Below are 23,359 nucleotides of genomic sequence, written 5' to 3'. Positions count from 1 at the left end.
CTCTGATGGGCTCAATTACAGTTTGAACCAGCGCTCTGCGTTGGTTTGCATGAGCTTTTTCTTCTGTGCATCGGGGATGGAAAGATTATCCATGATGCGCACTTCTTCGGCGACATATTCATATGGGTAATCCATCGCGTACATCACGCGGTCTTCGCCCATAACCTCGATCATCAGCTTGATTGCCGGTTCAAACGGCAGGCCGCTGGTGGTGCCCAGCACATTGTTGCGCATGTAATAGAACAGATCATGCTTCAACGGCTTCATCCGCTTATAGCGGTTGGAGCGCACACCGGCTTGATGCATGTAATTGGTGCGATAGAGCCAATAAGGCAGCGCTTCGCAGCCATGGCCGGCCATGATCTGAAGGCTCGGATATTTGTCGAAAATGCCGATGGTGAGGAGGCGGAGCAGATGATAGCTCGTTTCCACACCAAAGCCGAACACTGCGCCATCAAGCCCGGTTTCCACCATATCGCCGATCAGCTTATCCGGCGGGCCCTGGGGATGGATATAAAGCGGCAGATCATATTCGACACAGGCTTTGAGGATGGGGTCAAACTGTTCTTCATCCAGATAATGCCCCTGCGTATGGCTGTTCACCATCACCGCATGGAAACCCAGCTCTTCCTTGCCTCGGCGGATTTCTTCAGCGGACCATTCCGGGTCCTGCGGTACCACGGCCACCGTGCCATAGAAGCGATCAGGATGCGCTTCGCAGCGTTCTTTCAGAAAATCATTCGCGCGGGTGACAATGCCCTTGGCCTGATCGACATCAAACAAGGGCTGCACACCGGGAGAGGTGAGCGACAGGATGGCCTTGTCGATTCCCATCCGGTCCATATCAGCGATGCGTTTGTCATTCAGATCATAGAGGCTTTCCATAATCCACTGCGCCCGCTCTGAAGGGCTGGCAGCGTAAAAGCCCCACAGGCTTTCTGTGCCCTTATCGGCTTTGCCATCTTTCACCAGCTTCATGATCGCCTCGATCAATTCTCTGGTGGCGAAGGCTTCTTCGGTGGCGATGCGCAGATAGCCACGCTCGCCTCCGGTTTTGAGTTCAGTCTGTGTCATGCTGCGCATCCTCTCCTATTTCTTGGAACCTTTAGAGGTCTTTGTGGCCCTCTTTGCCTCCGTTCAGTGCCTTTCTACCCCTCGTGAACAGCCTTGGTGACCATGCAGGCGCGCACGCCTTCTGGGCCATCTTCACTGCCGTGGCCGGACCATTTGACCCCGCCAAAGGGGGAATCCGATCCGCCAATCATATGGCTGTTGATGCCGATCATTCCGGCTTCCAATTCCACCCCGAGACGCTGCTGGCGCTTATAGTCTTCAGTCCAGGCATAGGCCGCCAGACCATATGGCAGGCGGTTGGCTTCTGCGATCATATCCTCTTCATTTTTAAAGGGATTGATCAGTGCTACCGGGCCAAAAGGCTCTTCATTCATGATGTTGGCATCAAGCGGAATTTCAGACAGAACAGAAGGGGCATAGAAGAACCCCTGATTGCCAATCCGCTCCCCGCCAGTGTTGAGAATAGCGCCCTTTCCCTTGGCATTGGCGATCAGCCGGTCAATGGCTTCAGGGCGCCGGGCATTGGCCATCGGCCCCATCTGCGTATCGTCATCCAGACCATTACCAACTTTGATCTTCTGAGCGCGTTCAACAAAGCCATCGCGGAATTTGGCGAAGACATTTTCCTGCACGATAAAGCGCGTCGGGCTGACGCAAACCTGCCCGGCATTGCGATATTTGCCGCCCACAGCGGTGTTGAGCACACGCTCCACATCTACATCATCAAACACGAGAACCGGGCCATGTCCGCCCAATTCCATCGTGGTGCGCTGCATGTTTTCCGTCGCCAAACGGGCCAGATGCTTACCCACTACGGTCGATCCGGTGAAAGAGAGTTTGCGGATGATGGGGGAGCCAAGCAGATGGCGGCTGACTTCATCAGGCACACCAAAAACAGCCTGTGCCACCTCCTTGGGAAGCCCCGCATCCAGCAGGCATTGCAGCACGCCCAGCGCAGAAGCCGGCGTTTCTTCGGCAGATTTCAGGATCACAGAGCAACCCGCTGCGATCGGTGCGCCCAGTTTGCGCCCCGGATTGCCGAGCGGGAAATTCCACGGTGCAAAAGCGGCTACAGGACCGACAGGTTCATGCCGGACAGTGGAGCGCGTGCCTTCCGGGCGAACCAGTTCGCGGCCATACAGGCGGAATACTTCGCCTGCGTAGAAATTGAACAGGCCAACATTCATCATCACTTCGATGCGTGCTTCGGCAAGTGGCTTACCCTGTTCCATTGTGGCCGTGCGGGCCAGATCTTCGCGCCGTTCCATCATCAGTCTGGCCGCACCCTGCAGCACATTGGCGCGGTCCTGAGGCGAGGATTTACGCCAGATTTTGAAGCCTTTTTCCGCAACCTCCAGAGCGCGATCAAGGTCGGCCGCATCAGCCAGAGGCAAGGCTCCGATGGTTTCTCCTGTCGCTGGATTGACGACGTTGAAGGTCTCTCGATTGCCTCCGGTTACCTTCTCACCATCAATCATCATATAGAGTTCTGGATAATTGCTCATCTGCATTCCTCAGTTTGCATCAGTTCTATTTCGATGCCTTATATCATGCGTATTCTTGCAGAGTGCCATCTTCCTGACAGATGACACTCTAGATTTTGGTTTAGAGGCCCATTGCTTCGAGCCTCTCCACTTCGTCACGGTAAGGCTTGATGCCGCGGAACATGAAGAAGGTTGCAGTAGGCATGAAGATCGCTGCTGTGATGAAAATCGCTTCCCACAATGCGCCGGTTGCACCCGGAAGGTGATTGAGGATGTCAGAGATAAAGCCGATTACAAAGCTACCCATCGCCCCGAAGAAGGTGAACATGAACAGGTAGACGGCCGTAACCTGACCGCGCATCTCGTTAGGTGCAATGCGCTGAATGGCCGCATTCTGCGGTACAGCCCCAGCGAGGCCGAACATTGCGGCAAGGGCCATGCAGCCCAGTGCCAGCTCTGCAGTCGGCATCAAAGGCGCAGCAATGGAAACAATGGTCGTGCCAGTGAAGAGGATCGCTGCCGCACGGATATTCGCATCCTTATAGCGTTTGCCAAGCCAGGTCACAAAGGCACCGCCAAACGCGATTCCCAGCAGCATCGCAGCCAACAGCATTGGCGCAAGAATATTGCCGATCTGTGATTCGTCCCAACCATAGGTCCGCAGAACGAAAGGCACACGCCATGCGCTGATCCCCTGACTTTCGACTGCTGCAAGTGCCAGGGCAATGAAGAGAGGATAATAGGCTCTGCCCCGCATATTGATGGCGCGGATGGCATCAATGCCTGTGAATGACAGGATTTTGCGGCCCAGCGACGCGTCTGCCGGGACAAGTTTTTCAACATCCGGTCTGGTGCGGCGGGGCGGTTCCTTCACGAACATAAACAGCACTGCCACGAGCAGGCCCGGTGCACCGATCATGAGCAGGATATATTGCCAGTTAAAGATGGTGAGGCCAAGAAACTCGCTGGTCTCGGGCCATGTTGAGGTCCAGCCAATAAGCTGGCCACCGCCCCATGTCCCAACAGTTTGGCCCAGAATAAAGCCTAACTGCATAAGCGCAAAAACAAGAGGAATTCGCAAAGGTCGGAAATAATCGGTCAGCATGGAATAGGAGCCCGGACCATGGGCTGAACCGCTGGCACCTACGAACAGGCGTGTTCCGATAAATTGCGCGAAGTTTTGCGCCAATCCGCCCAGTGCGGTGATGGCGCCGATAACCGCGATGCCGCCACCCAGCACATATTTGCGCGGGAAAATATCGACCAGGCGAGCCAACGGAATGCCAACAAACACATAGGCAAGCACTGTCGCCGGGCCGAGCAGAAAGCCCAGCGCTGTATCGCTAAGCCCAAAGCTGACTTTGATTCGCTCAGCCAGCATGGCGAAAACAGTTTGATCGAAGAACGACAGGAATGTCGCAAAGATGATCACGAAAAGGGCATAGAAGCCGGCCTTCTCGGATGGCCAGGGTATCGCAGCTTTACCGGTTTCGGGGTCTTCCGAGTCGGAATGCACCACAGGTGTGCTCGGCGCTATCGCCATTATCGCTATCCTCTCCAAAGTCTGGCTTCTCTTTTTGGAAGCCTTAGTGATTCCACTTGGCCAAATTGTATGTGGTGAATACAAAAAGGCGAAGCAAAAATTGATTAGGTCCGCAACGCAGCCTATGTGTTAGGGCATAAGGGAGAGTGAGAAACATGCAAGAACTGAACGGTAAAACCGCCTTTATTACGGGCGGTGCCAGTGGAATCGGGCTTGGCATCGCCAAGGCTCTGCTGGGGCAGGGAATGAAAGTAGCGATTGCCGATATCCGAGATGATCATCTCGAAGAGGCAGTGGCTGAACTGAATGGCGGGGAGAATATTCTGCCGCTTAAACTCGATGTTACAGATCGGGAAGCTTACGCTAAGGCTGCGGATGCTACGGAAGCAAAGTTCGGCAAAATTCACATTCTGGTCAACAATGCAGGCGTTGCGGCGCTGGGGCCGGTTGAACTGGCATCCTATGGCGATTGGGACTGGACCCTTGGGGTAAACCTGGGCGGAACGATCAATGGGATCGTGACGATTCTGCCGCGTATTCTGGCGCATGGTGAGGGTGGGCATATTGTTTCAACCGCCTCCATGTCTGGCATGATGCCGCATGGCGGTGCGGCAACTTACACCACGGGCAAGGCTGCGGTGGTGGCTCTGATGGAGACCATGCGCTCTGAATTACAGGGGCGCGGTGTGATCTGTTCTGCCTTCTGTCCTGGTGCTGTGCAGTCCAACATCGCCGAAGCGGGCAAGACACGGCCGGAAAAATATGCCGACACTGGTTATGCGCAGAGCGATCGCGGCCGTCAGATGGCTGGCGATTTCATGCACCTGTTCCAAACCAAGGAAGAAGTGGGCGAGCGTGTGTTGCAGGGCATTTTGAACGATGAACTGTTCATCCTCACCCATGCGGAATTTTATGAAGGGGTGAAGGATCGGGCCGATGCCATGGTTGCATCTGTGCCCCGGCATTTGCCCGAAAATCCGGAATATAAGCAAACCTTCTCCATGCTGTTCCGTAACCCGGTCCACGCTGAGGAAACAGAACGGCAGGAAAAGCTCCGGCCCTGATTCGCCCAACGCTTATTTTCCACCGGAGTTACCGTAATGACTGCTAACGCTATTTCGCAAAACTACGATGATGCTTACGCTAGGGATCGCGCCGAAATTGAAGATTTAATGGCGCGCTATCTCTTCGCGCTGGATTGGAATGATCTCGACACATTTATCGAGATGTTCACGGATGATGCTGAATTCGAATACGCCCGAGGCACCGCCTACGGCAAAGCCAATATTCTGGAGACTGTCACCGGTTTTAAAAAGGTGATTGGGGAGCGTTACAAAGATGAAGACGGCAATCCCGCCGTGCTTCGTCATGTGCTGGCGCAGACTACTATCCGGATTGAAGGCGAACGCGCCTGGACTCGGGCTTTCTGGTACGAAATGGCCAATGATGGCCCAGGCAAAACTCTCAAGATGGGCACGTTCGGACTCTATGAGGACGAATTGGTGAAGGTGGATGGAGCATGGAAATTTTCCAAGCGCCGTATCCTCAACGAATTTCTGCCGGGCCGTGAATCCTCAAAAGAAAATCCGGTGCTGGCCATGGATCAAGCGGCTCTCGTCGCACATAAATAAGGGATAGGATCATGAAGGATTTTGAAGGCCGCACGGCCTTTGTTACTGGCGGTGCCAATGGCGTTGGAATTGGCATTGTCCGCAACCTGCTCAATGCAGGTGTAAAGGTCGCTATTGCCGATATTCGGCAGGATGCAATCGATAAGGCGCTGGCTTCGCTCGACAATCGCGAAGTCATGGGTGTCCAGCTCGATGTGGCGGACCGGGCAGGTTACAAGGCTGCTGCCGATAAGGTGGAAGCTGAATTTGGCCCGGTCTCCATGCTGTTCAACAATGCCGGGATCAATCTTTTCCAGACCATTGAAGACAGTTCCTATGATGATTGGGATTGGGTTATGGGGGTCAACCTGAACGGCGTTATCAACGGTGTCGCCACCTTTGCTCCCCGGATGAAGGATCGCGCTTTGTCAGGTGAAGTGAAGGGTGGTCAGATTGTCAACACCGCATCCATGGCAGCCTTTATCGCTGGCCCTGTGCCGGGAATTTACAACACGGCAAAATTTGCTGTTCGCGGCCTATCCTATTCGTTGCGCTATTCAATGGCGAAATATGGTATTGGTGTCTCGATGGTATGCCCCGGTCTGGTGAAGAGCCACATCTACGCCAGCGATGATGTCCGCCCGGAAGCGCTTAAGGGCGAGATGCAAGCGGTTGATGAAAAGGCTGTTGAACGGCTCGCTGGCTTGCATGAATTCGGCATGGAGCCCGATGTGATCGGGGAGCGGATTCTGGAAGGCATCCGCAATAATCAGATGCACATCTTCCCGCACCCTGAACATAAGGATGAAGTGCGCGAACTGGCAGAAGAAGTGCTTGAAGACTTCCACGATTATCCTGAAGATCCCGGTTACGAAAAGCGGATCGGCTTTGAAAATATGCGGCGGAACAGCTTTGCTGAAACACGCGCCAAAGCACGGGCGTTGAAATAAGCCTGACAATCTCCGAGAGAGCCGGCGCCTTCAGCAGGTGCCGGCTCTCTACACTTGCGCGGTTTCAGCATGTTGCATGTTAAATTGTTCACGACCTGCTCAGGCGAAAGAGCTAGAGCTATGCGCTATGATCAAGTTTTATACGGCACTCACCGCCTCGCTCTGCATTGTGATAGCGACACCTGCCTCCGCTCAGCAGGGAGAAGCGAAGAGCAAGCTTACTCTGCAAGATAGCACTTTGATGCGCTGTTCTGCGGCCTTCGCGATGGTCTCTAGCCAGCAGGACGATAATGACGCTGATGCGAAAAATTACCCGCCTCTCAATGAAAGGGGGCGCGAATATTTCGTGCGCGCTATGGCGGAAGTGATGGATCACACTGGTCTTGACCGTGCGGGTATTGTCGATCTTTTACGTGCCCAGATGGTGGAACTGGCCAAGCCGGGTAAGCTCGACGAAGCGATGCCGCCATGCTTACTGTCTCTCGAAAGCACTGGACTTTGAACGCAATTTGCTCGGTGAGAGTGGACGTCACGCTTGGCTTGCGGCAATAGCATTTCACTATGTGGCAGCTCTATCATTTCCCTTTGTGTCCGTTCAGCCGCAAGGTTCGGCTGGCCTTGGGTGAAAAAGGCATCGCCTATGATCTTTTGCGGGAAAATCCGTGGGAGGGGCGCGAGGAATTCTTCGCGCTGAATCCGACGGGCAAGACACCGGTGCTGCGGCATTCAGAAAAAGACGTGGTTCTGATCGATAGTCAGGCCATCTGCGAATATTTTGAAGAAACCGTCGACAAGACGCCGCTGATCCTTGGCACCGCAGCCAATCGGGCAGAAATTCGCCGGCTGACAGCTCTGTTTGATGAGAGTTTTTTTGCCGATGTCACAAACCCCATTCTGCAAGAGAAGATGAAGAAGCGGATCATCTATCGCGCGGCTCCCGATTCGGGCCTGCTGCGTGAAACGATCAGGCTGCTGCATGAACATCTCGATTACATGGATTGGCTGATTGATAACCGTCGTTGGCTGGCCGGCGCGCAGTTGAGTCTTGCTGATTTCGCGGCGGCGGCACAGATTTCCGTTGTTGATTATCTCGGTGGTGTGGACTGGCGCGGACATGAAGGTGCTCACGGCTGGTACCGGGTGATGAAAAGCCGCCCCAGTTTCCGGCCTTTGCTGCTCGACAAAATGGAAGGCCTTCCCCCTCCGCGCCATTATTCTGATGTGAATGCTTGAACTTTGCAGGCCATTGGACTGAGCGTCTATGCTCCCCATATGGCCGGTAAAGGAGATAACAGATGTCCGACAAGCTCAACCTGAGTAACGAAGAATGGCGCGAACGGCTCGACCCTCAGCAATATCAGGTGTTGCGCGAAGGCGGGACTGAACGCGCTTTCACGGGTAAGTATGAATCGAATAAAGCGGCTGGCGAATATGTTTGTGCCGGTTGTGGGACTGTGCTGTTCGAATCCGATGACAAGTATGACAGCGGTTCCGGTTGGCCCAGCTTTGTTCGTCCGGCAGAAGAAAGTGCGGTCATCGAACATCGCGATATGAGCCATGGCATGATCCGAACCGAAGCACGCTGCGCAAAATGCGCCGGGCATCTGGGCCATGTGTTCCCGGATGGCCCTGCTCCGACCGGGCTTCGCTATTGCATCAACAGTGCAGCCCTTGATTTCAAGCCGGAAGAAGAATGACCTAAGCTGTTTTCCCCGTTAACGCTGGGTTACATTTGCCCTATGCACAGTAGGGACGGACATATGACGCATTTTCCAGCGTCGGGGATACAAGGTTGAATTGGCCATATGGCAGGAAGTCGGCGGGATTCTCGCACTTCGAAAAAAGCACCAGATCATAAAGCGCCAAGCGGTTTCATCGGCAGATGGTTCAAGCGGCTTTTTGTTGCAGGTCTTATCATTGGTGTGTTGGGCGCTTTGGCGCTCGGCACCGCAGTCTATTTTGCAGAGCGCAGTCTGCCGAGCTATTCATCTTTGATGAATAGCCAGAGCGGGCAGACCATTGTGATGCGCGCCCGTGACGGCACAGAGATCGTCTCTTTGGGACCGAGCTATGGCGAATGGCTCTCTTCTGATGAAATCCCTCAGGTGATGAAGGATGCGATGGTTTCGGTGGAAGATCGCCGGTTCTATTCGCATTTTGGTGTCGATCCACTCGGTCTGATGAGAGCGGTTTGGGTTTCCATTCGCGATGATCACCGTACCTCGGCTACCTCGACGATCACCCAGCAGCTTGCGCGTAATATCTTCCTCAACTCCAACCGGTCAATGGATCGCAAATTGCGCGAAGCAGTGCTGGCTATGGCACTTGAAGCGAAGTTCTCGAAGGAACAGATCCTCGAACTATATCTTAACAAGGTGTATTTCGGCGGCGGGGCTTACGGCATTGATGCTGCGAGCCGGAAGTTCTTCAGCCACTCGGCACGCCACCTATCCGTTGGCGAAGCGGCCATTATTGCCGGGCTGGTGAAAGCGCCATCGCGTTACGCACCTTCTGCTGACGTTAATGCCGCTGTTGAACGTGCTAAAGTCGTGCTGGCCCAGATGCGCAAATATGGTGCTCTGGGCGCGGATGAAGCGGCCTCCGTTAACGTCTCAGCCGTGAAGCTGAAGAAGGATGAGGGCGGCAATTCGATCCGTTACTTCACCGACTGGGCTCTTCCTCAGCTCGACACACTGTTGTCAGACAGCGATTCGAATGAGCCAATTCAGGTCTGGACAACCATTGATGTTGGGATGCAGGGAGCTGCGATCAACGCGGTCAAGAGCCATGCCCCCAAAGGTGCGCAAGGCGCCCTTGTCAGCCTGGACCGTGATGGCGCAGTGCTGGCCATGGTGGGCGGCACGGATTACGTGAAAAGCAATTACAACCGTGCGGTCAGCGCGATGCGCCAACCCGGTTCGGCATGGAAATTGTTTGTCTATCTCGCCGCACTTGAAGCAGGTTACACGCCAGATGACAGGGTGGTCGACAAGCCCACCACCATTGGCAATTGGAGCCCGCATAATTCAGGTGGCACCTATGCAGGTGAGATCGATGTGCGTTCAGCCTTTGCTTATTCCAAGAATACCGTGGCTGCCCAGATCGGTGAGGATGTAGGGTTTAATACTGTTGCCTCAATGGCGCGCCGGATGGGGATTACCACCCCAATCTCGACCTACCCTTCGATGGTGCTTGGCACTTCAGAAGTACGTGTGATCGACATGGCGCGCGCCTTCGCGGAGATTTCTGACGGAGGTGAATCGGTTGAGCCTTACGGCATCACCCGTGTCGAAACATCCAAGGGGCGGGTTCTCTATCGCCGTGAACCTCAGCGGGGCCATCAATTGGTGCCTGACTATGTAGCCGCCGGGATGACTGACCTGTTGCAGAGCGCTGTTGCGACAGGCACGGGCCGTGCCGCGCAGATCGGCCGCCCGGTCGCTGGCAAGACTGGCACAACGAATTCCAGCAAGGATGGTTGGTTCGTTGGCTTCTCAAGCGGCATCACGACTGCGGTATGGATGGGACGAGATGATGCAAAGCCAGTGGCTGGCCTGTATGGCGGCACGGCACCTGCGAGAGCCTTTGCCTCCTATATGCGCTATGCTGTCAAGGATCGCCCGGTTGAGCAGTTCGATACAGATCTGCAGCTTCCGCAGTGGCAGCTTGAGCCTGATGACGAGTATTTCTACGGCAATCCGGACGAATATTACTTCATCGATGATCAGGGTAATCTGGTTGAACCTAATGGCAAATCCAAGAAGGATGAATTGCCGCCGGGTGACAGGCAGGACCCCCTCCCTGGCGATCAGACACCACAGCCACAAACCGGCGGGCGCAGCGGTTCTGACGATTCTGCCCCGCAGGCGGCGAGTGATGATTTCCTTGAGCGGGCGACAGGTGGGAGCACTGGCTCCTCACCACAGCCGCAGCAACGCAAACCGCAGCAGCGAAGCACGACGACACCGGCTGAGCAGATGAGCACAAAGCCTACACGCCGTGATCCTCCTCCTGAAGGTGTGATTATCCATAATTGAGATAGAGCGCGGCAATCATTCAGATTGCCGCGCTTTTATGTAAAAGGAGGACGTGCCCAGTTGCAGGTTTTGACTGCGACTGCTGACCTCTGCTTTTCTATTCATTCAGGACATACAAAAACACCAGCAAGAGCATTCCACTCTTGCCGGTGTTCTCATTCCTGAAGGCCTTCCCCACTAAACGGGAGGAAGGCCGAAGATAGTGTTATTTCTTGTCAGGTGCATTCAGGCGAACCGGAACAAAGGCCGCCTGCTGGCCACGACGCTGAACACGTAGAAGAACGGCTTCACGGCCTTCTGCCTGAGCAGCCTTGACGACTTTTTCCAGGTCCTCAACGCTTGCGATGCGCTGATAATTGGCGGTGAGGAGAATATCACCACGCTGTAAGCCCTTCTGGGCTGCATCCGAGCTTGGGTCTACAGCGGTGACCACAACACCCTTTGTATCAGGGCTGGCACCCAATTGACGCGCGATTTGTGCGTTGAGCGGGATTGCCTGTAAACCAAGAGCGTTTTCGATGACACCTGGCCCAGCAGACTGACCTTGTTGAGAGTCAAGATTTTGACTGTCCGGGTCAAATGTCTGCTTGGCCAATTCTTCCTGGCTCGGGCGTTCCCCAACTGTGATCGTAATGCTCTGGCGCTTGCCGTTGCGATTGATCTCTACCGGTACGCGCTTGCCTGGTTCAATATTGGCAACAAGATAGGACAGTGACTGGTCGGGAGTGACATCCTTGCCATCCACCTTCATCACCACGTCACCAGGCTGGAGCCCCGCCTTTTCTGCAGGGCCATCTGAGGTGACGGACTGGACGAATTCCCCGTGGTTCTCGGGGATACCCAGAGCTTCTGCCATATCTTCAGAAACCGGGCCGATCAAAACGCCAAGGTAACCGCGTTTGATTTCTTCGCCAGCGATCAACTTATCGACGATGGGTGATGCGATTTCTGCCGGGATGGCAAAACCAATGCCGACGCTACCGCCCGATGGGGAATAGATCGCATTGTTAATGCCGATCACATTGCCTTCCATATCGAACAGCGGACCGCCGGAGTTCCCGCGATTGATACTGGCATCAGTCTGAATGTAGCGATCGTAGGCGCCAAGCTGACCGGTGTTGCGGTATACAGCGGAAATAATCCCGGCCGTCACCGTGCCGCCCAGGCCGAAAGGGTTGCCGATAGCGATCACCCAATCGCCCACCCGGGCATGAGCGGAGTCGCCAAATTTCACAAATTTGAACGGCTTGTCGCTCTTGATCTTGAGCACTGCGAGGTCGGAATCGGCGTCGCGGCCTACCAGTTCGGCGGGATATTCGGTGCCGTCTGTTGTGCTGACGGTGATTTCTTCCACTTCACCGCCGCCTTCGGCTGCGATCACGTGGTTGTTGGTCACCACATAGCCATCTGCCGAGACGATGAAGCCGGAACCCAGCGATTGTGCTTCACGCGTTGTCGGGCGGCCACGGTTGCCGAACATTTCAGCGAAAGGCGTGCCTGCAAAGGGGTTGTTGTTGACAGTAATGCGCTGCTTGGTGGCAATATTCACCACCGCTGGCTGCAATTGTTCCGTAAGATCGGCGAAGCTGGACGGGGCGCCCGCTCGGGGTGTGACATGCTCCATATGGGCCGCGTCATTTTGTGCGACCTGAGCTCCTGCCGGATAACCGGTGATGAGCGAGATGGCAGCCCCGCCGGCGAGCAGGGCTGATGTGATGCCATAAGAATAACGCATGGGCTTCACGTCCTTTATTTCCTTTCAGCTGAGGCGCTGAAAAACGCCAATTCGGATACTGCTCTATTGCAGCCTATTCGGCCTGAATACGATTTGAATGATCAGCGCTTTCGGCCACGAAATTGCCTAAGATACTCATTATCTGGCGAAAGAATGATCTGGCTTTCACCCGATCCGCTGCCAAAGGTCGTGGTATAGCTCTGCATGGCACGGTAAAAATCGTAGAAGTCCGGATCTTTGCCAAAAGCCTTCGCATAGGTTGCCGATGCTTGTGCTTCGGCTTCTGCACGAATGATCTGCGCATTCTTACGGCCTTGAGCACGGATGGTGGCCGCTTCTTCTTCACGATCCGTTTCCATGCGGGTGAAAGCGGATTCGAGGGGTGTGCCATCGGGAAGATCAGCACGTTTGATGCGCACGTCGATCACCTGCGCACCATATTGGCGAGCCTGCCTGTCGAGATTATCCCGAATGGTCTTCATGGCATCGCCGCGTTCGGCGGTGAGCAGTGAACTGAAGGCGCGGCGCCCCAGTTCCTGCCGAAGAACGGATGTCAGGATGGGTTTGAGCTGTTCAGCAACCCGACTTTCGGTCCCTGCAGTTTTCACCATGCGGATCGGATCAATGATGCGGAAGCGCGCATAAGCATCAACATCAAGACGCTGCTGGTCATTCGATAGAACCTGCTGGCGGTCCATATCCAAATCAAGCACGCGCTTATCGATCCGAACGACCCGTTCGAGGAGCGGGATGCGGAAGATGATGCCTGCGCCGGTTTTGCCAAATTGGGTATCCGGGCGGAAGCGGTTGGCTACCCGGACCGGATCACCTGCGCGAATGATAACGGCTTGCTGCGTTTCCGGAACCACGATGAAACAGGACATTGCAATCGCGATGGCCACCACTGCGCCGATAATCAGGACCTTATATTTGTGCCAGATCTGTTCCATGATTACTGGCCTCCTGTGGTGGTCGCTGGTTTCGCGGGGGTTGAAGGTGCAGAGACTGTGATGTCAGCTTTGCGTTTGCGCGTCTCTGGAAGTGGGAGATAGGGTACAACACCATCTGCTTCGATGATCGTCTTATCCGTATTGGCCAGCACCTTCTCCATGGTTTCATAATACATCCGCCGACGGGTCACTTCAGGCGCAAGGCGATATTCGGCATAAACCTTGTCAAAGGAAGCAGCGTCACCTTCCGCTTGCGCGAGAAGTTGCTGAGCCCAGGCACGAGAACGGTTGATGTCTGTCTGGGCGGCTTGTTGAGCAGCCGAAACTGCCTTGAAGGCGTCCACTACGCGCGCTGGCGGATCGGTCTTCTCGATTTCAATACCCTGCACAGCAATGCCGGAACGGTAGGCATCAAGAATGTCCTGCATCCGGTCGCGCACGCGCTGTTCAATTTCTGCACGGCCTGAGCCGGATAAAACCCGATCAAGATCATGTTCGGCCACCGATGCACGCATGGCGGCCTCACCCACTTCGCGCACGGTTTCTTCCGGTTCTGCGAGTTGGTATCGATATTGCTTGAGATCCTTGATGTTCCACCGAATGAGGTAGGACAGATCCACCAGATTCTGATCCGCCGTCAGCATCAGCTTCTCATTGCCGCTTTCCGGAATGTTCTCGCGGCGGATGGAAGTTACATCAGTGATATCGACTTTCTGAATCGGCCATGGTGCAGTCAGCGAAATACCGGAATCAATAGTGTGCGAATATCGCCCGAAAGTGGAGACGATGCCCTGTTGACGTGGGCCAACCTGATGGAACGAACTGAATAAAATCCACACAAGAATGACCGCGGCAACGATGAAAGGCACCCAGCTTTTGCCGCCGGGGCGGGTGGGCATATGGAATGTGGGGCCACCCCCTCCACCACCGCTGCGACGTGGGCCTTCAGGGCCTTTGCCTTTGAAAATGTCTTCAATACTTGCTTTACGACGCGGGCGTTCAGGCGTGGAATTGCCGTCAGGGAGCCAGGGGTTGCGTGGTCCGCGCGGCGGAGGTGCGTCATTGCCGCCCTCGCTGTCATCCTTGTCACCCATTGGCTTTCCGCCGTTGCTCTCGCCATCATTGCCGCTCTTGGAGGGCTTCCCCCAAGGGCTGTTTTTATCGGCCATTGCCAATCCGATCCGTCCGATGATCCCACCCAGAATATTCATGCAGTCTGTTATAGGCACATAATGGAGGAAAAACAGGGGCGGTGGACCAAGTTTTCGCTGCATGGCTCAAGCGAAACCGCTAGCAGGGCTGGTATGACGAGTGAAAATACAATCAAGAACCAGCTTCCTGACGCTATTTCTGCAAGGGTGCGTTCCGCCAAATTGAGCGAAGGTGTGGCCACTCTGGTCATGGATGCAACCGGCCTCGCGCGGCCACAAGCAGAAGCGCTCGAAGCTGACCTGCGGGGAGCGCTGGAAGGTGCCGAGGGCGTGAGCGAGGTTCGCGTGGCGATGATGGCGGATAAGGTAAAGCGCCCTATTATCGCTGTGGGTTCAGGCAAGGGCGGCGTCGGTAAATCTACGCTGACCGCCAACCTTGCAGTGTCGCTGGCAAGGGCCGGATATAAGGTCGGTGTTGTCGATGCGGATATTTATGGCCCGTCGCAGCCCACTTTGCTGGACCCTTCGGGGCAGAAGCCGAAAGCGCGAGACAAGCAGTTGATTGCGGTCGATAGCGAATTTGGCGTGAAGCTGCTTTCTACCGGCCACATGATTGAACCGGGCAAGGCAATTGCATGGCGCGGGCCGATGACTGGCGGCGCTTTGACGCAGATGATGGAAGCCGATTGGGGCGATACGGAGCTTCTCCTGATTGATCTGCCGCCTGGCACTGGCGATATCCAGCTCACCATGATCCAGAAGTTCAAGCCAGATGGCGCAGTGGTGGTCTCCACCCCGCAGGATCTTTCATTGATTGATGCCGCACGCGCGATGGACCTGTTCCGGCAGGCCCATGTTCCCATCATTGGCCTGGTTGAGAATATGGCGGGCTATATGTGCCCGCATTGTGGCGAAATCAGCGATCCTTTCGGGACGGGCGGGGCACAGGCCGCCGCCGGGCAATTGGAAGAGACCTTCCTTGGCCGCATTCCACTGGCCATGGAAATTCGTGTTTCCAGCGATACCGGGCAGCCGCTTGCTGCAGGGGATACGCCACAGGGGCAGGCTTTTGCCGGGATTGCCCGCAAGGTGAGTGATTGGCTCAAGGCGAAAGGCTCACACGGATGAGCCTGACGCGGCGTGGTCTTCTGGCGGGCGCCGCCGTGGGCGGCGGCCTGCTGGTGGCGTGGAGCTTTGTGCCACGCCATTATGACCCGCCACTACCTGCTGGCCGGGACGAATATAGTTTTGACGCCTGGCTGAAAATTGCGAGCGATGGTGTGGTGACCGTCGCTATTCCGCAGATCGAAATGGGGCAGGGCATCACCACACTTCTGGCGCAGATCGTGGCAATGGAACTGGGGGCAGACTGGCGGCAAATCGCGGTGGAGCCGGCCCCGATCAGCGGGGCCTACCCCAATCTGGCACTGGCGGCGCGCTGGTCACCGCTGTGGCGGCCGCCCATTGCAGCACTGACGGATGAACCCGATGATTGGCTGGTACGTCGCTGGGCTGAACAAACCCGCTTCTCTGTCACTGCCGATGGTATGTCTTTGCCAGCCTATGAAATGCCCTGCCGTGAAGCTGCAGCACTCAGCCGCGCAATGCTCACTAAGGCAGCGGCCAAGCGTTGGGATGTTGACTGGCTGGAATGCGAAGCGCGCGGCGGTTTCATCCTGCATGGAGACAAGCGCCTGAGCTTTGCAGAACTGGCCGAAGAGGCTGCGGCCATTGCGCCGCCCAATCCCCCACCCTTGCGCGCTGAAGCGCCGAGCGATCCCAGCGATCCGCTGGAATTGGAAGAACGCACTGCTTTTCCACGATTGGATTTGCCTTCCAAAGTGGATGGAAGTTTCCTGTTCGCAGGAGACATTCGTGTGCCGGATCTGGTCTTTGCTGCAATCCGACATGGTCCGGTGACAGAGGCGCAATTGTCTTCCTTTGACATCAAAGATGCGGCGGGTCGGTCAGGTTTAGTCGGTGTGGTGCAGGGCAATCGCTGGCTGGCGGCCGTGGCGAACAGTTGGTGGGCCGCGGAAAAGGCGCTGGACCAGATGGCTCCGCGATTCACAGTTCCCAATCCCATTGACAGTGGCCGGATTGAACGGACGCTGGATCAGGCTGTGAAGCAAGGCACAGCGCAGCGCATCTACACGCGCGGCGAAGGGGATGAGAGCCTTGGCGAACCGTCCTTGTCTTTTCGCTATGATGTTGCGCCCGCTGTGCATGGCACGATTGAAACGGCCAGTGCCACCGCGCGGTTACTGGATGGCAAGCTGGAACTATGGATCGCGACGCAGGCCCCGGATCATGCACGGCGTGCTGCGGCAAAGGCATTAGGTATGTCGCCCGCTGATGTGGTGCTTTATCCCATGCCTGCTGGCGGCAGTTTTGACCGGCGGCTTGATTATGCACATGCCGTTGAAGTGGCCCTGATCGCGCGCGAAACGGGCCGTCCGGTGCAGCTTACATGGTCGCGCTGGCAGGAACAGCTAACCCTGCACCCAAGAGCACCCGTTGCCGCGCAGATGAGCGTGAAGTTGGATGCAGAGGGAGCGATCAAGACTCTTCTGGCCCGTGCGGCACTTCCCGCGACTGTCCGTGAATTTGGTGCCAGACTGTTTGATGACCGGACAGATTGGGACGCCATGGCAGAGGTGGCAGGTGTCGCTGATCCGATGGCGCTGGAAGGCCTGACCCCGGCCTATGCCATTCCCAATGTTGCGGTCGATCATGTGCCTGCATCGATTGGCCTTCCAACTGGCAGGCTGCGCGGCAACGCCCATGGCTATACCGCTTTCTTTATGGAAAGCCTGATCGATGAAGTGGCGGCTCTTTCCCGGCGTGAGCCGCTGTCATTCCGGATGCAGATGTTGGGCGAAGATCCGCGCCTTGCGGAATGTCTGCAACGTGCGGCTCGCCTTGGGGGCTGGGGCGGCGGCGGCGATAATAGCGGGCAGGGGCTTGCCTGCCATCACATGGGCACACTGGAAACCGGCGGGCGTATCGCGCTTGTCGCTGATGTTCAGATCGGGGAAGGTGGGCTTGATGTGAAGCGCATGTCTGCTGCGGTGGATATTGGCAGAATCATCAATCGCGACATTGCCTTGCAACAGATTGAAGGCGGGTTGATATATGGTCTTGGCCTCGCTCTGGGGTCTGCCACCGGCTATGAACGGGGCCTGCCGACCAATGGGCGGCTCGCAGATTTTGCTTTGCCGACGCTTTCTGGCACGCCAGAAATTCAGATTGAACTGATTGCCAGCGATGCTGACCCATTCGATCCGGGGGAACTTTCCGTTGCGCCGGTCGCTCCGGCTTTGGCCAATGCGCTTTATTCGGCAACCGGCCTGCGCTTGCGCCGCCTGCCGCTGCACACAGGGGAAGTATGACTTACCAATCGCAAAATCTGCCAGCAGATCATCCGCCCGTCACGACCGGAAAAGTTGGGCTGCTGTTGGTCAATCTGGGAACACCGGATGCGCCTACACCAGCAGCCGTAAAGCGTTACTTGCGCGAATTTCTCTCTGATCGGCGAGTGGTGGAGCTTCCAGCGATTGCGTGGCAGCCGATTCTGCGCGGGATTGTGCTGAATATACGACCGAAGAAATCGGCCCATGCCTATCAACAGGTCTGGACCGATCGCGGATCACCTCTCGCCGTGATTACGGAGGATCAGGCAGCCGGTTTGCAACAGCGCTTGGGGGATGGCGTTCAGGTCAGCTTTGCCATGCGTTATGGCAATCCGTCGATCCCCTCGCGGCTGGCAGAAATGATGGAGGCCGGGTGTGAGCGGATTGTGCTGGCCCCTCTCTATCCGCAATATTCCGGTGCGACCAATGCCACTGTGGTGGATAAGGTCGCTGATACGTTAAAAGCGATGCGCTGGCAGCCTGCCTTGCGGACCTTGCCGCCTTATTATGATGATCCGGCCTATATTGATGCGCTAGCCAAGGATCTGGGCCGCCAGTTGGATGCCCTGACTTTCCAGCCGGAATTGCTCCTGCTGAGCTTCCACGGAATGCCGCAGCGCACCTTGGAACTGGGCGATCCCTATCATTGCCATTGCCGAAAAACCGCGCGCCTTTTGTCAGACGCTCTCGTGGGGCCGGGCTTGCGGATTGAAACGAGCTTTCAGTCTCGCTTTGGCAGCGCCAAATGGCTGGAACCGGCGACTGATGTGGTGCTGGAAGAAGAAGCGCGCAAAGGCACCAAGCGGGTGGCGATTGCCGCTCCGGGCTTTTCGGCAGATTGCCTTGAAACGCTGGAGGAACTGGCGATTCGGGGACAAGAGCAGTTTATGGAAGCAGGTGGGGAGCAATTTGCCACCCTATCCTGTCTCAACACCGGGGAGGCTGGCATGGATATGCTGGAAATGCTGATGCGGCGCGAACTGGCTGGCTGGATCTGAACGGATTAGTCCGGCGCACTTGCCGCCACCAACTCAATCAGAAATCTATCGCGATTCCGTCTTTTACCCAATCGCCATAGCGGGTTGGGCTGACCCCATCGTGGTCCCCATCTGCGGCTTCGGTCTGCGGCTTTGGCGCAGCGGGCTGCGGTACTGGATCATTCGTCCAGTAATCGGGCTTCTTGAAATCACGCGATGATTTCGGGTTGGAAGATGTTTCGCTGCTCATAGGCTCTATAATGGGCATGGGCGCATCATGATGCAATCGCTGGCTGTTTTGGGGCTTTGCTGGTGAAAAAAGCGTTTCCCACTTTTCTGTCACTTGTTCTATGGCACCCGGATGCCCGAAACACCCGGATTTCCTGCCCGCCGCGCAGCCATGCGCCTGCTTGATGCCGTCCTCCGCCGTGGAGAGACTCTGGATCAGGCGATGTCTTCTTCCACCAAGGGGCTCGATCATTTCGCTGATCGCGCTCTGGCGCGGGCGATTGCTGGCGATGCGCTGCGTTATATGGTCGATCTTGATGCGCTGATCGATTCGGCCACGCGCAAGAATTTGCCTGACGATGCCAAGGCCCGCATGGTCTTGCGGATTATGCTGGTGCAATGGCTTCAGCTGGACACCCCACCCCATGCGGTGATCGCTACCGGCCTACCACTGCTGCAAGGTGGCCCGCGCAAATTGGCGCATGGTGTGTTCTCAACACTGGTGCGGCAGGAAGTGAAGCTGCCAGAAGTCCCAACCTTGCCTGATCGCGTAATGATGCGCTGGGGTGAGCGTGGTGAAGATATCGCCAGAGGTCTTGCCGTTCCTCCGGCCGTTGATCTCACATTGCGCAATCCGGAAGAAACTGCGCAATGGACTGAAAAGCTCGGTGGTATCAGCCTTGCACGTGGGCATGTACGGCTGGCGCGTGGGGCGACGATCAGCGAATTGCCCGGCTATGCCGAGGGTGAATGGTGGGTGCAGGATCTCGCGGCCAGTCTGCCCGCGCGCTTGCTGGGTGCAGGCGAAGGCCGGACCGTGCTCGATCTTTGCGCAGCACCGGGCGGCAAAACTCTTCAGCTTGCTGCAGCTGGCTGGAAAGTGACGGCGCTTGATATTAGCGACAAACGGCTTGAGCGCCTGCGTGAAAATACCGAACGGACAGGGCTTGCCGCTGAGGTCATCGTCGCCGATGCGCTGGAATGGCAGCCGGAAGGGCAGTTCGATACCATCCTGCTTGATGCGCCTTGCACAGCTACAGGCACATGCCGCCGCCATCCCGATGTTCTGCATCGGATTGGTTCGCGGCAAATTGATGAAATGGCTGATCTGCAGGAAGATTTGCTCCAGCGCGCTTCAACATGGCTGAAGCCGGATGGGCAATTTGTCTATGCCGTGTGTTCTTTGGAAGAGGAAGAAGGGGTAAAGCAGAATTTCCCTGCCGCTCTCACGCCTGATCCTATCTCGGCCGATGAATGCCCCGAAAGTCTGGCAGGCGCCTGTTCTGGCAATCACATACAGACCCATCCCGGAATGCACGCCGAAGCTGGCGGGCTTGATGGCTTCTTCATCGCCCGGTTCCGCCGCGCCGTATAAAACAGGTCAATCAGCGGGGGCTGAAATGGCCCCCGCCACATTGGTTCAGGCAGACTTGGCGCGAGCCTGAAAGCTCTTCCGCAGCTTTTGCAGTTTAGGAGGAATCACGGCCTGACAATAAGGGTTCCGCTGCCCTTCGCCTTCCCAATATTCCTGATGATAATCCTCGGCTGGATACCATACGCCGGGTGATTCCAGCGTGGTCACAACCTGATCGTTGTGATCGACATTAGCGCGCCCGATGGCTGCAATCGCTTCTTCATGCTGTTCCGGATCAATCGGGAAAATAGCAGATCGATACTGCGTGCCTACATCATTGCCCTGACGGTTCAGTTGCGTCGGGTCATGGGTGCCGAAGAAAATATCCAGTAGATCCGCGTAGGAAATCACGCTGGGGTCGAAGCTGACCTTGATGGCTTCTGCATGACCGGTCGTGCCTTCGCAGACCTGCTTATAAGTTGGGTTCTCAACCGCGCCGCCAATATAGCCGCTCTCGACCTTTTCCACACCAACCACATCGTTGAAAACCGCTTCTGTGCACCAGAAACATCCGCCTGCCAGAATGGCTGTTTGCGTCTCGCTCATTTCCTGCCTCCTTTCGAGGTTTTGTCAATTCGGACCATCAGTTGAGGACCGAAACGCGCTTGTCTTACTTGCCCTAAAGGATAGTCTTCATCGCACACATTCCAAGGAGGAGGGGCACTTTGCGTAGAATTTTTATGACAGCGATAGCTGTGAGCGGCCTGTTATGGGCCATGCCGGGTATGGCAGACGACCATCAAAAGTCTGGCAATCCCGAGCTTGCGCAGGTGCTATCACAGGATTTTCGGGCCAAAGATTCGGCTCGTGATTCCTTTCGTCATCCGGAAGAAACTCTGTCATTCTTTCAGGTAGAGCCGGGAATGATCGTGGTGGATTTCATGCCATCAAGTGGTTGGTATACCCGCGTTTTGGTGCCTTATCTCGGGAAAGACGGCACTTACATCGGCCTTAATCCTGAAGTTGCGCCCGATGCTACCGGCTATGCGGCCACCATGCGCGATACGGCCCAGCGGATGCCGGAACAGGCCGCCGGATGGGTCGGTGATCAAGGTGCCAAAGTGCTCGGTGCGAATGTTGGTTCGATTCCAGAAGAATGGAATGGCACAGTCGATCGCCTGCTCATCTTCCGCGAGATTCACAATATGTTTCGGGGAGACTCGCTGCGGCCGACACTGGCTGCCGCGCGCAAATTCCTCAAGGATGATGGTCTGGTCGGCGTGGTGCAGCACCGGGCCAAGCCGGACGCTTCGGCAGATTATACCGATGGCAGCAAAGGATATATGCGCGAAGAGGACGTGATCGCGTTGTTTCAGGCCAATGGTTTCGATCTGGTCGATTCCAGCGAGATCAATGCCAATCCCAAAGATATGGCCAATTATCCCGGCGGTGTCTGGACTTTGCCCCCTGGCTTTAGTGGAGTGTCCGATGCAGACCGGGCAGCCATTGCCGCGATTGGTGAAAGTGACCGGATGACTTTGCTGTTCCGCAAACGGCCATGATCGAATCCGCATAAGGATTGATCCGTCGCAAAGATGGGAACACCTCTGTCGTCCATAGCGGCGCAAAGGAGTTTCCATTCATGGATTGCGATATCGTCATTATTGGTGCTGGCCCTGCTGGTCTCGCTTTTGCGAGTACGGTTGCGGGAAGTGGGCTTTCGGTTTGCTTGATTGATCGCCAATCTTATGACGATATTGCCGACCCCAAATATGATGGGCGTGAAATTGCGCTGACGCATCATTCCCAATCTTTGTTGCATGATCTGGGGGCATGGGACTTGCTGCCCGATGAGGCCATTGCACCGCTGCGCAAAGCCAGGGTGCTGAACGGCAATTCCTCTTTCGCGTTGAACTTTGATACCGGGCAAACCGGGGCAGATGCCTTAGGGGCGCTGGTTTGCAATCATGAAATCCGCCGGGCACTCTTTCGCTGCGCGCAGAAGCAGCAGAATGTTGAACTGCTGACCGGTGCATCAGTCGTATCGATTGAGCGATCAAGCAGTGATGTGGTGGTTAAGCTGGCAGACGGCCGGGCGATTACGGCAAAATTGCTGGTGGGGGCCGATTCGCGCTTCTCCTGGGTACGGGAGCAATTGGGAATTGCTGCTGAGATCAATCGCCTTGGCCGTGGAATGCTGGTGGCCCGGATGCAGCACGCTAAGCCCCATGATGCCGTTGCCACTGAATGGTTCGATCATCATCAAACCATGGCTATGTTGCCATTGCAGGGTAACAACTCCTCAGCGGTAATCACTCTCCCGATGGGGCAGGCTGAAAGTTTGATGCAGTTGGGTGAAGCTGCATTCAACGCCGAGGTAACACGCCGGTATAAGGGGCGGCTGGGGCAGATGGAGCTCGTCGGCACTCGTCACCTCTACCCGCTGGCGACAACATGGTCGCATCATTTCGCGGCGGATCGCGCGGCCCTGATCGGTGACGCTTCGGTGGGGATGCACCCGGTCACAGCGCATGGCTTCAATCTGGGGTTGAGCGGGCAGGACTTGCTGGCAAAGGCGGTTCTTGATGCAGCACGCAAAGGGCAGGATATCGCTGGCCGCAGAGTGCTCACAGCCTATGAAACTGCCCACAGGCGAGATTCGGCACCGCTCTATCGCGGTACGAATGCACTGGTGCGGCTGTTCACACATGAGGCGCCGTCGTCGCGTGTCATTCGCCATGTCGCCTTGCGCGTTGCTCATAAAATGCCACTGGTTCAAAGCACGATCCGCGCCCGGCTGATGGCGCGATAATGGCATGATGCGTATCTTTTAGGCTGCGGGAACGATGGACA

General features: G+C 56.1%; 21 protein-coding genes. 13 read left to right on the top strand and 8 right to left on the bottom strand.

Annotated features, from left to right (window positions below):
• Positions 1-15: 15 nt before the first annotated feature.
• From GRI39_RS09145 to GRI39_RS09135, 3 genes are all read right to left on the bottom strand, one after another.
• The gene (locus tag GRI39_RS09145) at positions 16-1,074 is read right to left on the bottom strand and encodes an amidohydrolase family protein (RefSeq protein WP_160739412.1); all 1,059 of its coding nucleotides are present in this window, start codon (positions 1,072-1,074) and stop codon (positions 16-18) included.
• A gap of 74 nt (positions 1,075-1,148) precedes the next feature.
• Positions 1,149-2,579: an NAD-dependent succinate-semialdehyde dehydrogenase gene (locus GRI39_RS09140; RefSeq protein ID WP_160739411.1), complete on the bottom strand. Its 1,431-nt coding sequence runs from the start codon at positions 2,577-2,579 to the stop codon at positions 1,149-1,151.
• A gap of 100 nt (positions 2,580-2,679) precedes the next feature.
• Entirely contained in the window at positions 2,680-4,101 is a 1,422-nt protein-coding gene (locus GRI39_RS09135) for an MFS transporter (RefSeq protein WP_160739410.1), read from the bottom strand.
• Positions 4,102-4,256: 155 nt separating this feature from the next.
• Here GRI39_RS09135 and GRI39_RS09130 point away from each other — a divergent pair, with 155 nt between their 5' ends.
• From GRI39_RS09130 to GRI39_RS09100, 7 genes are all read left to right on the top strand, one after another.
• Positions 4,257-5,165 carry an SDR family oxidoreductase gene (locus tag GRI39_RS09130; RefSeq protein ID WP_160739409.1) on the top strand — a complete coding sequence of 303 codons (909 nt, stop codon included), beginning with the start codon at positions 4,257-4,259 and terminating at the stop codon, positions 5,163-5,165.
• Between the two features lie 36 nt (positions 5,166-5,201).
• Positions 5,202-5,732 carry a nuclear transport factor 2 family protein gene (locus tag GRI39_RS09125; RefSeq protein WP_160739408.1) on the top strand — a complete coding sequence of 177 codons (531 nt, stop codon included), beginning with the start codon at positions 5,202-5,204 and terminating at the stop codon, positions 5,730-5,732.
• An 11-nt stretch (positions 5,733-5,743) separates the two neighbouring features.
• On the top strand, positions 5,744-6,661 hold the full coding sequence (locus GRI39_RS09120) for an SDR family NAD(P)-dependent oxidoreductase (RefSeq protein WP_160739407.1): 918 nt from the start codon (positions 5,744-5,746) through the stop codon (positions 6,659-6,661).
• Positions 6,662-6,788: 127 nt separating this feature from the next.
• Entirely contained in the window at positions 6,789-7,163 is a 375-nt protein-coding gene (locus GRI39_RS09115; RefSeq protein ID WP_160739406.1) for a hypothetical protein, read from the top strand.
• A gap of 59 nt (positions 7,164-7,222) precedes the next feature.
• On the top strand, positions 7,223-7,894 hold the full coding sequence (locus GRI39_RS09110) for a glutathione S-transferase family protein (protein ID WP_160739405.1): 672 nt from the start codon (positions 7,223-7,225) through the stop codon (positions 7,892-7,894).
• 62 nt (positions 7,895-7,956) lie between these two features.
• Entirely contained in the window at positions 7,957-8,358 is a 402-nt protein-coding gene (gene msrB, locus GRI39_RS09105) for a peptide-methionine (R)-S-oxide reductase MsrB (RefSeq protein WP_160739404.1), read from the top strand.
• 108 nt (positions 8,359-8,466) lie between these two features.
• A complete protein-coding gene (locus GRI39_RS09100; protein WP_160739403.1) occupies positions 8,467-10,698 on the top strand; it encodes a transglycosylase domain-containing protein in 2,232 nt (743 codons plus the stop codon).
• 205 nt (positions 10,699-10,903) lie between these two features.
• Here the strand turns inward: GRI39_RS09100 and GRI39_RS09095 are convergent, their stop codons facing one another.
• The 3 genes from GRI39_RS09095 to hflK all read right to left on the bottom strand — a co-directional run bounded on the left by GRI39_RS09095 (position 10,904) and on the right by hflK (position 14,594).
• Positions 10,904-12,433, bottom strand: a complete 1,530-nt coding sequence (locus tag GRI39_RS09095; protein WP_211371526.1) for a Do family serine endopeptidase — start codon at positions 12,431-12,433, stop codon at positions 10,904-10,906.
• A 101-nt stretch (positions 12,434-12,534) separates the two neighbouring features.
• Positions 12,535-13,383: a protease modulator HflC gene (hflC, locus tag GRI39_RS09090; RefSeq protein ID WP_160739402.1), complete on the bottom strand. Its 849-nt coding sequence runs from the start codon at positions 13,381-13,383 to the stop codon at positions 12,535-12,537.
• Between the two features lie 2 nt (positions 13,384-13,385).
• Positions 13,386-14,594 (bottom strand): protease modulator HflK, encoded by a 1,209-nt coding sequence (hflK, locus tag GRI39_RS09085; protein WP_246205004.1) that lies wholly within the window; start codon positions 14,592-14,594, stop codon positions 13,386-13,388.
• Positions 14,595-14,885: 291 nt separating this feature from the next.
• On the opposite strand from hflK, the gene GRI39_RS09080 reads away from it, so the two are divergent.
• Genes GRI39_RS09080 through hemH form a run of 3 tightly spaced genes read left to right on the top strand, consistent with a single transcriptional unit; the run spans position 14,886 to position 18,945 of the window.
• Positions 14,886-15,662, top strand: coding sequence for an Mrp/NBP35 family ATP-binding protein (locus GRI39_RS09080; RefSeq protein ID WP_246205038.1), 777 nt, complete (start codon positions 14,886-14,888; stop codon positions 15,660-15,662).
• Positions 15,659-17,926, top strand: coding sequence for a xanthine dehydrogenase family protein molybdopterin-binding subunit (locus GRI39_RS09075; protein ID WP_160739400.1), 2,268 nt, complete (start codon positions 15,659-15,661; stop codon positions 17,924-17,926). Before GRI39_RS09080 ends, GRI39_RS09075 begins: the two co-directional genes overlap by 4 nt.
• On the top strand, positions 17,923-18,945 hold the full coding sequence (hemH, locus tag GRI39_RS09070; protein ID WP_160739399.1) for a ferrochelatase: 1,023 nt from the start codon (positions 17,923-17,925) through the stop codon (positions 18,943-18,945). Before GRI39_RS09075 ends, hemH begins: the two co-directional genes overlap by 4 nt.
• Before the next feature lie 37 nt (positions 18,946-18,982).
• On the opposite strand, the gene GRI39_RS09065 is transcribed toward hemH, so the two are convergent.
• A complete protein-coding gene (locus tag GRI39_RS09065; RefSeq protein WP_160739398.1) occupies positions 18,983-19,174 on the bottom strand; it encodes a DUF1674 domain-containing protein in 192 nt (63 codons plus the stop codon).
• 111 nt (positions 19,175-19,285) lie between these two features.
• On the opposite strand from GRI39_RS09065, the gene GRI39_RS09060 reads away from it, so the two are divergent.
• Positions 19,286-20,527: an RsmB/NOP family class I SAM-dependent RNA methyltransferase gene (locus GRI39_RS09060; RefSeq protein WP_160739397.1), complete on the top strand. Its 1,242-nt coding sequence runs from the start codon at positions 19,286-19,288 to the stop codon at positions 20,525-20,527.
• Between the two features lie 45 nt (positions 20,528-20,572).
• On the opposite strand, the gene msrA is transcribed toward GRI39_RS09060, so the two are convergent.
• Positions 20,573-21,112 (bottom strand): peptide-methionine (S)-S-oxide reductase MsrA, encoded by a 540-nt coding sequence (msrA, locus tag GRI39_RS09055; RefSeq protein ID WP_160739396.1) that lies wholly within the window; start codon positions 21,110-21,112, stop codon positions 20,573-20,575.
• 119 nt (positions 21,113-21,231) lie between these two features.
• Here msrA and GRI39_RS09050 point away from each other — a divergent pair, with 119 nt between their 5' ends.
• Both GRI39_RS09050 and ubiM read left to right on the top strand, forming a co-directional pair.
• On the top strand, positions 21,232-22,068 hold the full coding sequence (locus GRI39_RS09050; protein ID WP_246205003.1) for a class I SAM-dependent methyltransferase: 837 nt from the start codon (positions 21,232-21,234) through the stop codon (positions 22,066-22,068).
• Between the two features lie 80 nt (positions 22,069-22,148).
• Positions 22,149-23,318, top strand: a complete 1,170-nt coding sequence (gene ubiM, locus GRI39_RS09045) for a 5-demethoxyubiquinol-8 5-hydroxylase UbiM (RefSeq protein WP_160739395.1) — start codon at positions 22,149-22,151, stop codon at positions 23,316-23,318.
• Positions 23,319-23,359 lie beyond the last annotated feature (41 nt).

Origin of the sequence: Altericroceibacterium indicum, from assembly GCF_009828105.1 — a bacterium.
Classification (GTDB): Bacteria; Pseudomonadota; Alphaproteobacteria; order Sphingomonadales; family Sphingomonadaceae; genus Altericroceibacterium; species Altericroceibacterium indicum.
Note: the sequence above shows the minus strand (reverse complement) of the source record. Positions and strands in the feature narration are given on the sequence as shown.